We start from the raw sequence: 14,863 nt of genomic DNA on the forward strand, positions 1-14,863 counted from the left end.
AAGGTTTTACGAATCAAAGTTTCTTGCGCTGCTGTCGGATAGATGCGGAACCGGTAAGCCTTATTCATGCGATCACCCCCGTAAGCAGATTATACCACAAATAGGGGAATGAATGTTCGCATATTTAATTACTAACAACAAATCCTAATGCACCGATTCATCCCCCACCTACACGCTCACTACGTGAGTAAGGTAGTTTAGAGGCCGGGGACTTCTCGGCATTGCGTTAAATGAAGCTGCCGTCGATATTGATATTCGTAAATAATGCCATTAAGAGAGGCAGTCCTCTAACCGGCTTGATCGCCGATTGAAGGACTGCCCTCTTTGTTTATTCGCTCTTCGCGCCTAACAGGTTCAATAGAACGGTTACGGCTTCGGCTCTCGTCACTTTGGCGGCAGGATCGAATTTGCCCGACGACTTGCCTTTCATGATGTCTTTCGCATGAATTGCCGCAATTGCGCCTTTCGCCCACGCGGGAATCGCCTGATCATCTGCAAAGCGGGTTGACGTACCTGCCTCCGACGATAGTCCCAACACGTTGGCGGCTATCATCGCCATCTCGGCCCGGGTAATCACCGCGTTCGGACGGAACGTTCCGTCCTGATAGCCTTTAATGTAGCCGGCTTTCACCGCGAGTGCCACCGCATTTTTAGCCCACTTCCCAATTTACTCCGCGTCGGAGAACGGCAATGCACTGACCTCATCGGTCGGATTCAAGGCGTTCATTAACATAACGGAGAATTCCGCGCGCGTGATGATCCCATTCGGCTTAAACGAACCGTCCGAGAAGCCCGAGACAATTCCCAGCTTTAACGCTTGGCTGATACTCTCTTCTGCCCAGTGCCCGGAGACGTCGTTAAAAAGAGTTGCAGGCTCGCTTTCCTTAGTCGGCTCGTCCGGACGATCAACCGCGAAAACGGCGAACTTCGCCAAGGAAATCACTTGCACGGAAACGCGATCCCCGCTTACCTTGCCCCCTGCTGCCTCCACCCAGACTTTCTTAGTCTCATCGTAAGAAAATACGGCCGGAACCCGATCTTCGGGCAAATCTGCGGCGTTGTATTTGATCGTCACCGTAACGGGATTCTTGAAGTCATCCGTGAAGTTCTTGAGAACTTCGAATATCGTGCTTAGAAGCACATCGTGCTCCGAGAGCAGCTTTTGCGGATTCGTTATCTTATCGATCGTGATGACGATCTCTTTATCCGAGGCGTTAGCCGGTACGGATACCGTAATCTCTTCGAAAAGGCTTAATTCTCCCGTTTTGCCGGCTTGGAGCGTCAGTTTGTTGTTCGCCGGTGCGGGGCCGCCGCTGTTTCCGCTGCTTCCCGTGCTAGGCGGGGCCGCGTTCACTGTGACGGTATACGTCACTTGAGTCGTGCCATCTTCTGCAGTGACGATGACTTTGTAGCCTGATGCCAATGCAGTGGCCACCGTTACTCCGTCAGCCTCATACACTTCGAACGAGGCACCGTTAGCCGGTGTAATTGCAGCCTTAAACGTCGCTAACGTCGTTCCATATGGCACTCCCGTAATTGTCTCGCTAGCCGTGCCTCCCGTGCTCACCGTTCCAATCGTGGAGGAGAGCGTAGCATCCGTGCTCAGCGGAGGCGCACTAACCGTAACGGTATACGTTACTTGAGTCGAACCGTCCTCCGCAGTGACGATGACTTTGTAACCAGATACTAACACGCCAGCCACCGTCACACCATCCGCTTCGTATACCTCGAACGAGGCGCCGTTAGCCGGTGTAATCGCAGCCTTAAACGTCGCTAACGTCGTTCCATATGGCACTCCCGTAATTGTCTCGCTAGCCGTGCCTCCCGTGCTCACCGTTCCAATCGTGGAAGTCAGGGTCGCATCCATGCTCAGCGGAGGCGCACTAACCGTGACGGTATACGTCACTTGAGTCGTGCCATCTTCTGCGGTGACGATGACTTTGTAACCAGATACTAACACGCCAGCCACCGTCACACCATCCGCTTCGTATACCTCGAACGAGGCACCTGTAGCCGGTGTAATCGCAGCCTTAAACGTCGCTAACGTCGTTCCATACGGCACGCCAGTAATTGTCTCGCTAGCCGTGCCTCCCGTGCTCACCGTTCCAATCATCGAAGTCAGCGTCGCATCACTGCTCAGAGCCAACGCGTCCCACTGGGCAAACAAGGTCGTGTTCTTCCTTACCGTGAAAGAGTCGCCCGCATTATACACGATCCCGCTTCCGCCCGAGTTCTCGCTCCATCCCGCGAAGGTGTGGCCCGCTCTTACCAGATCCATAGGCCCCGGTATACTGACCGCTGCTACGGGGACGTGCGTCTGGCTGACAGGAGCTGTACCGCCGGTACTGTCGTTATCATCGTATTGCAGTTGAACGAGGCTGGCCCTCAGGTAGGGATATCCGCCGTTCATAACCGGTTCTATTCCCCATACGGAGCCAAAATCCCACGCATTGTCCGCGTCGGCTTCGTAAGAGCTCTGGCTGAGCATCAGCACGGTACTAAGACCCGTGCCTCCGTCCGATACGCTCTGACCGCTCGTGTCTCCATCGTAGAAGCTATTGACGAAACTTCCGAAGCTGCCGCTCCCGATCAGGCCGCCCACGTTGGAGCCTCCCGTTACTTCGCCTACGGAATAGCTTGTCCGAATCGAACCCGAGCCGCTCTGTCCGGCCAGCCCGCCAACGATGTCGTCGCCGCTCACCTTCCCCGAAGCGTAGCTATTCTCGATTTTGCCCCAGGCATTATAGCCGACCAGACCGCCGATATTCTGGCTTCCGATACCACTTCCTTCCACGTCTCCAAGGGCGAAGCTCCGGGTGATCTCCCCTCCCATATTATTCGGGTTGTTGCCGACTAGTCCTCCAATGGCATAATTCCCTCTAACCTTCCCCGAGGCGTAACTGTCTTGAATCGTTCCGAATACGTTTTCTCCTATGAGACCGCCTGCATAAAAGCCAGTCGCACCCGAGAACGGGTTCACGTCTCCCGCTGCGAAGCTATTGCGTATCGTACCATCCATATTTACCCCGACAAGACCGCCCACAGTGGAGCCGTTCGTTCCCCCGTCCACACTTCCCATGGCGTAGCTGTCGCTGATCTCCCCGAATCCCCCGTAGTAGTTCGCGCCAGCCAAGCCGCCAAGATTGTTGCTATCGGCTAATCCGCTGACATGGCCTAATGCGTAGCTGAACAAAATCTTGCTGTCGTTGTTGTATCCGATCAGCCCGCCGATATAATTGCTCTCTTCATCCCCGCTCACATTCCCTGTCGCATAGCTGTAGCTCATCGTCACTACGATCTGCGTCCCAATTAGTCCGCCGACGTCCATGTTCCCGCCGACGTCTCCAGCAGCATAGCTGTAACCGATGCCTCCTTCATCGATTCTGCCGATCAATCCGCCGACCTCTTCCGTGCCGTTCACTTCTCCGGAAGCGTAGCTTCGCTGGATCTGCGTTTCCTCAGCGTAACCGATCAGTCCGCCAACGTGTCGGGTTCCGTTAACTTCTCCCGTCGCGCAGCTGTCGGTGATCTCCCCCATAAATTCGCCCACCAGACCGCCTACCTGGTTCTCTCCGGCAACTGCTACCGAGGCGCAGCTGTTTATGATCGTTCCTTCGTAACCGTAGCCTACCAATCCGCCTACCGAATCGACTCCGGATATCTCACCCGCAACCGAGACATTGTCGATCGTTCCCTGATAAATATCGCCGACCAATCCCCCCACGAGGTGGTCTCCGACAATCGATACGTCGGTCAGCTTAAGATTGCCCACCCAACTTCCGATCGATAAAACCCCGAATAGTCCCATGCTGGTTCCGGTATGATCCGTAAGCCCGCTTATCGTATGACCTTCCCCGTCGAAATGTCCGTAAAACGGATTGTCGCCATCTCCGATAGAATTCCAACCCGTTGCGGCGTACCCGCTCAAGTCGATATCGGCGATCAATTTGAAATACGTCCCCGCATCCAGATAAGCGTCCCGCATCTTGTCCAACTGGTCGGCCGTTTCGATCAGGTAAGGATCGATCGCCGTTCCGGTCCCTCCGGCAAAATCGCCGCCCGCCGCATAGGCCTGGCCGTTGCCGAAACCGCCTCCCAGTACCGCGCCGAACGACAACATTATCGTCAATAGCCAGATTTTCGCTTTTCTTGCCGTCTCCAACATTCCCGCATACTCCCCTCGATTTCCTTTTCCTAGCTTAGGGACAGTATACGGAAAGCCAATAAAAGAATAATAAAAGTTCCGGCAATGCATCGACAAAAACCGCGAAGAGCCTGAGCTTCACGGTTTACAACAAATCTCCTATTCGTTGCTTGCTTCATAGCGACAGTTCAGCAAGGATTTAGCCGCGCTGATAGAAACGCTGCAGCTTCCTTCCGCTGTATTGTGCGGACTATCCATGGGAGGGCATATTTCGCTGCAGACTGCCGTGCGTTACCCGGAGCGCGTGCGAGCGCTCGTGCTGATCGGCACGCCGTTCACGAACGCGTTCAACTGGTTCGAGAGAACGACCGCGCCGTTCAGCCGTTTCTCCACGCGCCTCATTCCGCTTCGCACAACGGCCAAGCTGACGGCAAACGCGCTCTCCAAGCTTACTCCCTCCAATCACGCTTTCATTATGGAGGCGTTCGGGAAGATGACGCACGGCAATTTCGTGCGGCATTGGGCCGGCAACCTCCGTATGGACAGCAGGAGGGATCTGGAGAAAATCCAATGTCCGACCCTTATCCTGCACGGCGACAAAGATAATATGGTCGGCCGCCAACAGGCCGAGCTGGCAGCGCGGATTCCCGGCGCAGTCCTGCATACGATCCCGAACGCGCATCATTTGACGAATCTGGACAATCCGGACGAGGTCAATCGCATAATCCAGACGTTTCTGAACGGCCTCTAATCCGTATCTTCCAACCTTTCGCCAATTGGAGTCCATAGAAAAAAGCCGCGATTTAAGCGACTTTTTCCAAGCAACCTCCATGACGTCCTTCCGGTCTCTAGCGAGAAAATAAAATCTTACTTCAAATATCTTCCCGTAATCGACTGCTCCGCATCGACGATCTGCGCCGGCGTGCCTTCGAACACGACCTGGCCGCCTTTGCTGCCCCCGTCCGGTCCCATATCGATGATCCAGTCCGCTTGGCTAATCACGTCGAGATTGTGCTCGATGACGATGACCGTATTGCCGGCATCGACGAGGCGGTTCATGATCTCCAGAAGGTGACCGATATCCGACATGTGCAGACCGGTCGTCGGCTCGTCCATCACGTAGATGCTGCCCTTCTTATGCAGCTCGCTGGCCAGCTTGATCCGCTGGCATTCCCCGCCTGAGAGCGTGCTGAGCGGCTGGCCGAGCGTAATATAGTTCAGCCCCACGTCGCTCATTGCCTGAAGCTTGCGCACGACCTCTTTAAGCTGGAAGAACTCCAAGGCTTGCTCTACGGTCATCTCCAGCACGTCGGCAATCGATTTGCCGTCCAGCTTGTACGCCAGCACCTCTTCCTTGAAACGCCTGCCTCCGCATACTTCACACGGCAGCTTGACGCTGTCCAGGAACGCAAGATCCGTATAGACGGCGCCCAGCCCCTGGCAGTTCTCGCATGCTCCTTTGGAATTAAAGCTGAACAAGCCCTGGTTGACCTTGTTCGCGGAAGCGAACGCTTTGCGAACATCGTCCATGATGCCGGTGTAGGTCGCGGGATTCGAGCGCGTCGATACGCCAACCGCCGATTGGTCGATCACGATCGCATCCGGATGCTGGCCGAGAAATATTTCGTTAATCAGAGTACTCTTGCCCGAGCCGGCGACCCCCGTGACAACGGTCAGCACTCCCGTCGGAATATCCGCGCTCACGTTCTGCAGGTTATGCAACGAGGCCCCTTGGATGGACAGCTTGCCGGACGGCTGCCTGCAATCTCGCTTCAGCTCCAGCGGCCGTTTCATATGCGCGCCAGTCAGCGTGCCGGACTCCAGCAGCCCCTGGAAGCTTCCCTCGTACACGATATTGCCGCCGCGGCTTCCGGCGTGAGGCCCGACATCGACGATATGATCCGCCACCTTGATCACGTCGGGATCATGCTCGACGACGATGACGGTATTGCCTTTGTCGCGCAGCTTCTGAAGCAACTCGTTTAAGCGGTGCACATCGCGGGGATGCAGACCGACGCTCGGTTCGTCGAAAATGTAAGTGACGTCCACCAGACTGCCGCTCAGGTGCTTCACCATCTTGACGCGCTGCGACTCGCCGCCCGACAACGTGTCCGTCTCGCGATCCAGCGTCAAGTACTCGAGTCCGATATCGACCAGATGCTGCAGCCGCTCCGCCAAAGACTTGACGATCGGCGCGGCTCTCTCGTCGTCGATCTCCCGAACGACGCGAATGAGCTGGCCGACCTCCATCGAGGACAGATCCGCGATGTTGAGTCCGTTGATCCGGCAGCTAAGTGTAGCCTGACTGAGCCTCGCGCCGCGGCAGCTGGAGCAGGGACCTTCGGATATGTACGGCGCGACCGTTTTCTGCGTGCGCTCGGACTTGGCTTTCAAATCCTGCTTAATATATTTGTTGGTAAACTTCTCAAGGACGCCTTCCACCGTAATGTTCATGGGCTTCCCGGCGAAATCCATCTGAACCTTCCTGGCTTTGGCGTAAAGCAGCCGATCCAGTTCCTCCTCCGAATAATCGCCCAGCTTCTTGTCGAGATCGAAGTCGCCCGACTGCACGATCATATTCCATTCCCAGCTGTTCACCGAGTAGTCCGGAAGCAGAATGGCCCCTTCGTTTAACGACTTGGACAGGTCCAACGCCTTGTTCATGTCCACGCCCAGCCTGCGGCCGAGCCCGTTGCACTCGGGACACATCCCCTGCGGATCGTTAAACGAGAACAGATTGACCCCGCCGACATACGGACTGCCCACCCGGGAGAAGAGCAGACGGAGGATCGGAGAAATATCGGTAATCGTGCCCATCGTGGAATGCGAACCGCCGCCGAGCCGCTTCTGGTCTACGATGACGGCCATGCTCAGGTTTTCGATCCCGTCCGTATCCGGCTGCGGAACCTTAGGCAGGAAATTGCGCACGAACATGCTGAAGTTCTCGTTCAGCAACCGCGTCGATTCCGCGGCGATCGTATCGAACACGATCGACGACTTCCCGGAACCGGACACCCCGGTGAAAATCGTGATCTGCCGCTTGGGGATGCGCAAGGAGACGTTCTTCAGATTGTTTTCCCGTGCTCCCGTAATGACGATATACTCTTGATTCGCTTCGCTCATGCACGACTTCCTTCCGATCGCGTGATTTTGGACTTGCTATTTCCCGTCTTCTTCCTCTTCCAGCAGCTCGCTCAAGCGCAGCAGATTGGCGCTCCAGAACTTGCTGTAGAACGCCACCCAATCCTGAACTTCCCTGAGCGGCGCCGCGTCGAGTCTGAATCGCGTTTCTCTTCCGACTTTCCGGTCACGCACGAGCCCCGCCTCTTTAAGAATTGTCAAATGCTTGGATACCGCGGTACGGCCCATTTGAAACTGCCCCGTCATTTCATGAAGCGGCAGCTCGTCCGTCTCCGCTAACAAGTGAATAAGCTGCCGTCTGGTCGGATCGGCAATCGCGTCAAACACATCCCGCAGCTGGGGATTCTCGCTCACGGCACTCTCTCCTACGTATTAAGACCAAGGGACTTCTCAAATAGTTGCCCTGTTAAACAGACACCTTTTGGTGTCTCTTTTTTTGATTATAGGCCATCATTTGCACCCGTGTCAACAAGCCCCGCCTGCAACATTCCGGCGACAGTAGACGTCACTATGTCAGGATCGTAAGCACTCGATACTATGATTTCAGATCAAGGAGAAATGCATCATGAAAAAATCAGCTCTGACCTTCCTCTTAGTCACCGCACTGCTCGGCAGTCTGCTCACCGCTTGCTCCGGCAACAATAACGGGAACAATGCCGGAACTCCGACCGCCACGAATCCGCCGGTCGCCAGCGAAACCCCGGGAGCCGGCTCCAGCCCTTCCGCCGAACCGGAACAACCTGACAATTCCGCGAAGCCGGACGAGAATCCGTCCGCGTCGTCCACGGATAAAATCGTGAGCTCGATGCTGGAGAAAATAGAACAACCCAGTTTGATAGACCTTGCCCCTGAAGAATTGAAAAACTACTACGGCTTCGATCCCGAGCTTGTCGAGGAATTCACGATCAAAACCCCGGCATTTAATCTCATGTCCAATGAGATCGCCGTTATTAAAGTTAAGGACATTAAAGATATAGAGGCGGTTAAGAAAGGAATGGAGAAGCGCGCCGAAGACGTTCAGAAGATGTTCGAGCAGTACTTGCCGGAGCCGTACAAGCACGCCCAAAATTATAAAATCGAAGCCAAAGGAGAATATGTGCTGTTCCTCATTTCCGAGAGCGCCAACGATCTGGTGAAAGCCTTCAAGGAAATCGCGGCCTAACTCGCGCGGCTCCGATACGCCAACAACGGGCATCGGTTCTCCGAATGCCCGTTGTTGATGTATGCGGCGCGTCTAAACGTATCATAGTCGGGATTCGTTTTTTTTCGAAATTACGCTATCGCCCGCCGCGATCAGCGTGCCGGCCGCGGGCGTCGGTCGCCGGAATCGCAAAGCGTTTGCCCAGGAGGAATACGACCGAGATGAAGGCCAAATACAGACCGACAATCAGCAGAATCTCCCGCCATCCGCTTCTCTCGAACAGGCTCTCGCCCAATAGGGTTACGGCGATCAGGTAAGGGGTTTTGCCCACAATCGTCGCCGCGATGAAGGTGCGTCCTTTCATTCGGATGATCGCGGCATAAGCATTCACGAGCTGCGCGGGAACGAAAGGGAGCAGACGAGCAAACAGGACGGCGAAAAAAGCGTTGCGTTCGGCATAAGCCGTCAGTCTGCGGATTCCCTTCAGTCGAGCCGCCTTCAGGCGGCTCTCCTCCGTAAAGGTATACCGAATCCAGGCAAAAAGAATAATCGCAGCCAGACTGGAAATCGTCAGATTGATCAGACTTCCTGCCGCCGCCCCGTATTTCGCTCCGAACACGGCTGCGATCACGCCATACGGGACCGCCGGAACGATCGCGACGATCAGTCCGGCAAGCCCGATGAGAATGTCCTGATGCCACGCCGTATCCGAGTCGATCCAGGCGACGAGAGCTTCGCTATAGACGAACAGCCACAGCGCCGCCCCTCCGTAGACGCCTCCGAAAACCAACTTCTTGAGCAACGCTATCCCCCGCTTACCCGCCGTAATCTGTATCCGACTATCGCAAAATCCCCTTCTCCTTCGCCTGGCGGTACCAGTCCGGAAACTCGTTGAAAATCCGGTCGTACAGCTCTTCATCGCCGACCTGATCCAGATCGCTCAGCGCAAAGAAGTTGGCATTGTCAATGAATCGGCCTTGCAAATGGTCGAGCTCCTGCAATACGCCGAAATTCGCGTTGCCCAAGCCGACGAATTGCCAGAAGATGCTCGACTTCGAGCTGTCGATGAGCAGTTTCGATATTTTCTTCGTTTCGTAGATGCCGCCGTCGCTGAAGAAAATGACGTACGTCGGGAGAACGTCGCTCGGCTCCTCCTTCGTATACTTCCGAATGATGTCCGCCATCACGAGAGGCTCGTTGTTGCCGGAACCCAGCCCGCCGAACAGCCTTGGAGCCGGGTAGGTTTTCTTGACGTAGTCCTCGTAGTCGTTCTCGGTGACGCTTGGCGCCCGCTTCGACTTGCTGCCGAAAAACCAGACGTCCATTACGCCGTCGTCGTCCATGCACGCCGCGATCGCCAGCACCTTCTCGAACGCGCGCTGGACAGTGCCCTTCTGATACAGCGACGTCATCGAGCCGGAAGCGTCGAACACGACGGCCACCCGTGCCTTGATCGCGTCCATCCTCTTCTTCTCGAGCGATACTTTGACCTTTTTCTTCAAGAGATCGATTTTCGTCAAGTTGACTTTCGTCTCCGTGGGATTCGACACCGGCGTCGAGGCTGGCGTCGGAGCGGATGCGGGCGCTGGGGCCGAAGCGACGGACGAAGCCGCTGCGACTTGCGGCGCCGCTGCTTCTTCGGCTTCCGGCTCTTCGACGACTACACCGTGGGATTCCGCCAGCGGCTTCAGCCCTCCGTTAAAGCCGCGGCCGATCGCCCGGAGCTTAATCCAGCCGCCGTGCCTCTCCAATTCGACCAGCACCAGCGTCTTTTCCGCCTTGCCCTCGCTGCACTCGTATACGATTTCCGAACCGGAGCATTGGGCCGTCACTTTGCACCCCTGCACCTCGGAGAACGTACCCGGTCCGTCGAGCGTAGCCGCGAACACGCATTTTTGAATCGGCGAAGCAAGAAGACCGTTCAGGTCGATCGAAAATTTGACGGAATGCGGGTTTTGCGGTTCGAAACGGACGTTGCGCTCCGGATCTTCCGCTTGGTTATAGAAAATAAAATAGCGATCGGATGGCACCTTGCCCTGCTCGTTCACCATAAAGCAGCTTACGTCCAGCTCCGCCGGAGAGGTTGTCCACTCTACCGCGATTTCCAGCGTCCGATCGTTCGGCAACGGCGCGTTGGAACCTGTAATCAACTTCGTCGAATTCGACATGCGGCCGCCTCCTCCACAAATGATAGATATATTAGTCTACAATGATAGCACATCTCCCCTGGAATATGCTCGGAATGGCAGGTTAGGCGCGAAAAGCGGGACTCCAGTCCCTACCCGAGACGGTGATGAGAAATTGTGCCTATTTCGAGACGAAACCGAACGGCCGAAATAAATAGTGTCCTTTCGATGAAGTCGATCGAGGGACTCGGTTTTCGATTACGGCTAAGGGAGGACTTTCGAATGAACGAAACCGCGAACAGAATGAATAGGAGGTTCGTGACGTTATTTCTGGTTGCCGTCTTGTTGTTCCTCACGGCCGCGCCCCGGTCTTCATCGGCGGCAGACGCGCGCTTCAAGGACGTGCCGACAGCACACTGGGCATACGAGGCGGTTCATCGGGCTGCTGACGAGGGTTGGGTCGATGGCTACAGCGACGGGTCGTTCCGTTTGACGCAGCGGGTGACCGAAGCCGAATTCCTGAAGCTTCTCCTGTCGGCCGCTATCCCCGACGAGCTTCCGGCCCGCCAGGCGGGCGAAGTCTGGAACGCCCCGTATTACAAGTACGCCGAAGAGCGGAACTTTCCTTTATCCGGGGCGGGCGCGAGCTTCGACAGAGGCGGCGCCGCGCAGCTTATCGCCGCCTTGAAAGGGCATATCCTCGGACGAACCGAGGCGGTCCGTTATTTGCTCGACAACGGGCTGTCAAACGGCATCACCTCGGCGACAGTGGAAGGCTATCAGATGCAGAAAGCGCTAAGCCGGGCGGAAGCCGTCCAGTTTATCGTCAACGCGCTGGGCGGAGCGGCGAACGCCGAACCGCAGCCGGAGGCAAGTGCGGGCTACAGTCTAAGAGGCATTGCCATCGGAGACTCCGAAGCGACGGTTGCCGCCAAGCTGGGCAAGCCCAACCGCGTCGATCCGAGCGAATACGGGTTTCAATGGCACGTATATAACGACGACTACAAGCAGTACGCGCAGATCGGCATCGGCGGGGGTAAAGTCGTCGCCTTGTTCTCCAACGCCAACGTATGGCGCAGCGGCGACGGACTCGGAATCGGATCGGCGACAGCGGCGATCGAAGCGAAGCTCGGCAAGCCCCGCAGCTTGACGGAGCTCGATACGAACGTATTTATTCGCGCAGCGAAGGAAACTTACCCGAGCTACGAGGTAGATGGCTCTTATTTGACCTTTATTCTGGATCACCATAACGGCGGGAAGACGATGGGAATGTATATGATCGAGAGGAAAACGGCGGCCGCGCGCAAAGGCAGCTACGGCGTCGTCACCCCTTCGCTCCTGACCGCGTACGAGCGGGAGCTGCTGGATCTCGCGAATGTCTCTCGCGTTCTTGCCGGCAAGAAGGCGCTCGCCTGGGACGCCAAGATCGCCGGCACGGCCCGCGATCATAGCAAGGATATGGGGCAGAACGGCTTCTTCGATCACGTCAATCCGCAAGGGCGCAGTCCGTTCGACCGGATGAAAGCCGACGGCATCGCCTACTCGGCGGCTGCAGAAAACATCGCGGCCGGCCAGATCAATGCCATATTCGCCCATGCAGAATGGATGAATTCCGAAGGCCACCGCAGCAACATTTTAGGCGACAAGTACGAGCGGCTTGGAGTAGGGATCGCTTATTCGGACGATTACGAATACCGGATCTATTACACCCAAAACTTCTACACCCCGCGCGGATAACCGCGCGGGCCGATGTTAAGCCGATCGGCCGAATCGGCCAGGACGACGCAAGCGGCGGCCGCGGAAGCGATCGACACGTTTACAGGAAGCTCTCCAGCAGCATCCAGATTCCCATTAAGCCGAGCAGGACGCCGGAGCACTTTTCCGCCCATTCTCCCATCAGCGGCCTAAGCTTCTCGGCGAACGTCACGCCGATAAAGGTGAATACGAACGAACGTGAAGCGATCAGCGCGATAGTGAGCAGCATCGGAACTTGCATAAATCCGGCGGAAACCCCTACCGCAAGCTCGTCTATGCTGATGCTGACGGCCGCCGCGATCAACGGCCAACCGACAAGCGCTTGATTCAACGCCTTCTTCTCCCCCTCTTCATCGTCGAAGAAAAGAAAGTACATCGACACCGCGATCAACAGCAGAGCGCCGAGCGCCGGCGCCGCGGGCGCGACAAAGCGGCCGAGCGATCCTCCGATGACGACGCCGGCGATCGGCATAACCGCCTCGGCTGCAGCGAAGACGAGAGCGATCCTCACCTTGTCCCCGGCTTCCTTCTTTAATCCCAACGAGGCAGACACGATCAGCGTATCGAGTCCGAGACACATCGTCAGAATCCAGGCGAATAATATCTCCATGCCCCCCGCTCCTTAGGATCTTTGCTACAGATATATTCCCGAAGCCGCCCCGGCAGTACAAGCCCTTGAATAAGATAGCGGCCATGAAGAGAAGCTAGCCAAAACACTAAATCTCTTTCGAAAGCAGGTATCCTATGAGAAGCCGAATCAAAACCGCGTTAGGAATCGCCGCCCTGTCCCTGATGCTGGCAGCGCCGGCTTACGCGCAAGCGGGAACGGCAAACGGCGGGAACGGCGGGTTAGGCAACGGGATGGGAGCTCCGTCCAACGGATCGAACATTCGCGCGCAGAGCGTCGACCGGACGAACGGCCATGAGATCAGCGTCTACGGCACGGGAACGGGCAGCCAATTCCGCAACGTAAACCCGGGAGCTCCTGGCACGACGAACGTTAACAACGGCTATGGCTACGGCAACCGGACTTCCGCGGACGGCGCCTATCGGGCCGCCGCGACGAATTCGGGCAGGGGCATCGGCTGGGGATGGCTCGGTTTGCTCGGGCTGTTCGGGCTGGCCGGCATTCGCAACCGGAATCCGCAGCGCAATCGCTGATCTTCCCCCTCGCAATTAACGATGCAGCTCCCGTTCCGGCCGACGGACGAGACTTGCATCGTTTTTTGCGCTTCTTGGACATCCCGACTCCGACATACAATGAAGCGTGCTGCCTATCGCGATGGTATGGAAAGGGGGTATGGCTATGTGGGTGAAGCCCGAATTCAAGATTATCGAGCTTTGCGCCGAAGTGACCGCCTACGCCTATCGGAAATAAGCATTCATCCCGGAGAAATCCGGCATCTCTTATAGGAAGGGGGAAGGCCGTGATCCTTAAAGTGTTGGGAGCCGCCGCGGGAGGCGGCTATCCGCAATGGAACTGCGCTTGTCCGAACTGCGAGCGCGTCAGAGCGGGCGTTCCGTCCTTACGGGCGCGAAGGAACGATTCGCTCGCCGTCAGCCCGGACGGCGAGCGCTGGGCGCTGCTGAATGCAAGCCCGGATATCTGCCTCCAGACGGAAGCGTACGGCGCGCTTCATCCGGGACCTTCCTTGCGCGGCTCCCCCGTCCAAGCCGTCCTGCTGACCGATGCCGAATTGGATCATACGACGGGACTTCTTCAACTGAGACAGAGCTCGTCCCTGGACGTATATGCGCCCCCTCCCGTCCTCCTTGCGCTTGCGAACGGTTTTCCGGTCAGAAAAATCGTCGAACCGTACGCGGACTTCCGTTGGCGCGAGGCGAGGCCGGAGGAATCTTTTCCACTTTTTGGGGGACAATTAGCGGTATGTCCGTTCTATTTGGGCGACAAGCCTCCCCGCTACTCCTGGTCCAGCCGCAATCAAGACCGGGGGGCGTGGGTCGTCGGCTATCGCATAACGGACAATACGACGGGCGGCGTCGCCGTCTATGCGCCAGGGATCGAGACGTGGTCGCGGACGCTCCAGCGTCATCTCGAAGGCGCCGATTGCATTCTGCTGGACGGAACCTTCTGGCGCGACGACGAGCTTCGCCTGCTTGGCGTGTCCGAGTTACGGGCGTCGGACATGGGACATCTCCCCGTTGCCGGCGCGAACGGAAGCGCCGAGCGGTTAGCCCGGATTCCGGCCCGTCGCAAAATCTATATTCACGTCAACAACACGAATCCGATGCTGGACGAACGCTCGCCGGAGCGCCGAATGGTAACGGAGCTGGGCATTGAAGTCGGGGTTGACGGAATGGAAATGGAGGTTTGACGTTGGAATCGTATTTGCTGTCTAACGAACAATTCATCTCGCGTCTGCGGCAGGTCGGGGAGGAGCGCTATCACGACAAGCATCCCTATCATATCGCCATGCACGAAGGCAAGCTCTCCCCCGCCCAGCTTCGGGCATGGATCGCCAACCGCTTCTACTATCAGAAGAACATTCCGGTCAAAGACGCGTTAATCCTCGCCAAGCTGCCGTCCCGGGAGGA

The 14,863-nt window shown here is 56.7% G+C and carries 14 protein-coding genes and 1 pseudogene; 7 read left to right on the forward strand and 8 right to left on the reverse strand.

Annotated elements, in window-relative coordinates:
- From ACESLM_RS28855 to ACESLM_RS28865, 3 genes are all read right to left on the reverse strand, one after another.
- Positions 1 to 68, reverse strand: a 68-nt coding sequence (locus ACESLM_RS28855; RefSeq protein WP_372637767.1) for a helix-turn-helix domain-containing protein, incomplete at its 3' end; no start/stop codon positions are given.
- A gap of 260 nt (positions 69 to 328) precedes the next feature.
- The gene (locus tag ACESLM_RS28860) at positions 329 to 667 is read right to left on the reverse strand and encodes an S-layer homology domain-containing protein (protein ID WP_372637770.1); all 339 of its coding nucleotides are present in this window, start codon (positions 665 to 667) and stop codon (positions 329 to 331) included.
- Positions 668 to 4,165: a GLUG motif-containing protein gene (locus tag ACESLM_RS28865; protein ID WP_372637741.1), complete on the reverse strand. Its 3,498-nt coding sequence runs from the start codon at positions 4,163 to 4,165 to the stop codon at positions 668 to 670. It lies immediately after the preceding gene.
- Between the two features lie 175 nt (positions 4,166 to 4,340).
- On the opposite strand from ACESLM_RS28865, the pseudogene ACESLM_RS28870 reads away from it, so the two are divergent.
- A pseudogene (locus ACESLM_RS28870) lies at positions 4,341 to 4,895 on the forward strand (alpha/beta fold hydrolase); the annotation flags it as partial.
- A 116-nt stretch (positions 4,896 to 5,011) separates the two neighbouring features.
- On the opposite strand, the gene ACESLM_RS28875 reads toward ACESLM_RS28870, so the two are convergent.
- Positions 5,012 to 7,267, reverse strand: coding sequence for an ATP-binding cassette domain-containing protein (locus tag ACESLM_RS28875; protein WP_372637744.1), 2,256 nt, complete (start codon positions 7,265 to 7,267; stop codon positions 5,012 to 5,014).
- A gap of 36 nt (positions 7,268 to 7,303) precedes the next feature.
- A complete protein-coding gene (locus ACESLM_RS28880; protein ID WP_372637747.1) occupies positions 7,304 to 7,639 on the reverse strand; it encodes an ArsR/SmtB family transcription factor in 336 nt (111 codons plus the stop codon).
- Positions 7,640 to 7,850: 211 nt separating this feature from the next.
- Between ACESLM_RS28880 and ACESLM_RS28885 the strand changes: the two genes are divergently transcribed.
- On the forward strand, positions 7,851 to 8,447 hold the full coding sequence (locus tag ACESLM_RS28885; protein WP_372637750.1) for a DUF4358 domain-containing protein: 597 nt from the start codon (positions 7,851 to 7,853) through the stop codon (positions 8,445 to 8,447).
- A 115-nt stretch (positions 8,448 to 8,562) separates the two neighbouring features.
- On the opposite strand, the gene ACESLM_RS28890 is transcribed toward ACESLM_RS28885, so the two are convergent.
- Both ACESLM_RS28890 and ACESLM_RS28895 read right to left on the reverse strand, forming a co-directional pair.
- On the reverse strand, positions 8,563 to 9,228 hold the full coding sequence (locus ACESLM_RS28890; protein ID WP_372637753.1) for a TVP38/TMEM64 family protein: 666 nt from the start codon (positions 9,226 to 9,228) through the stop codon (positions 8,563 to 8,565).
- Between the two features lie 37 nt (positions 9,229 to 9,265).
- Positions 9,266 to 10,594, reverse strand: coding sequence for a vWA domain-containing protein (locus tag ACESLM_RS28895; RefSeq protein ID WP_372637755.1), 1,329 nt, complete (start codon positions 10,592 to 10,594; stop codon positions 9,266 to 9,268).
- Between the two features lie 240 nt (positions 10,595 to 10,834).
- On the opposite strand from ACESLM_RS28895, the gene ACESLM_RS28900 reads away from it, so the two are divergent.
- A complete protein-coding gene (locus ACESLM_RS28900; RefSeq protein ID WP_372637758.1) occupies positions 10,835 to 12,289 on the forward strand; it encodes a CAP-associated domain-containing protein in 1,455 nt (484 codons plus the stop codon).
- A gap of 79 nt (positions 12,290 to 12,368) precedes the next feature.
- On the opposite strand, the gene ACESLM_RS28905 is transcribed toward ACESLM_RS28900, so the two are convergent.
- Positions 12,369 to 12,917, reverse strand: coding sequence for a manganese efflux pump MntP (locus ACESLM_RS28905; RefSeq protein ID WP_372637761.1), 549 nt, complete (start codon positions 12,915 to 12,917; stop codon positions 12,369 to 12,371).
- Between the two features lie 134 nt (positions 12,918 to 13,051).
- Between ACESLM_RS28905 and ACESLM_RS28910 the strand changes: the two genes are divergently transcribed.
- The 4 genes from ACESLM_RS28910 to ACESLM_RS28925 form a co-directional block, all read left to right on the forward strand.
- Positions 13,052 to 13,468, forward strand: a complete 417-nt coding sequence (locus ACESLM_RS28910) for a WGxxGxxG family protein (RefSeq protein ID WP_372637763.1) — start codon at positions 13,052 to 13,054, stop codon at positions 13,466 to 13,468.
- Between the two features lie 145 nt (positions 13,469 to 13,613).
- The gene (pqqA, locus tag ACESLM_RS28915) at positions 13,614 to 13,685 is read left to right on the forward strand and encodes a pyrroloquinoline quinone precursor peptide PqqA (protein WP_372637773.1); all 72 of its coding nucleotides are present in this window, start codon (positions 13,614 to 13,616) and stop codon (positions 13,683 to 13,685) included.
- Positions 13,686 to 13,734: 49 nt separating this feature from the next.
- Positions 13,735 to 14,643, forward strand: a complete 909-nt coding sequence (pqqB, locus tag ACESLM_RS28920) for a pyrroloquinoline quinone biosynthesis protein PqqB (protein ID WP_372637765.1) — start codon at positions 13,735 to 13,737, stop codon at positions 14,641 to 14,643.
- 2 nt (positions 14,644 to 14,645) lie between these two features.
- The coding region (locus ACESLM_RS28925) for a thiaminase II/PqqC family protein (RefSeq protein WP_483862611.1) at positions 14,646 to 14,863 on the forward strand (218 nt) is incomplete at its 3' end.

The sequence above is a fragment of the Cohnella sp. genome, assembly GCF_041641335.1.
Taxonomy (GTDB): domain Bacteria; phylum Bacillota; class Bacilli; order Paenibacillales; family Paenibacillaceae; genus Cohnella.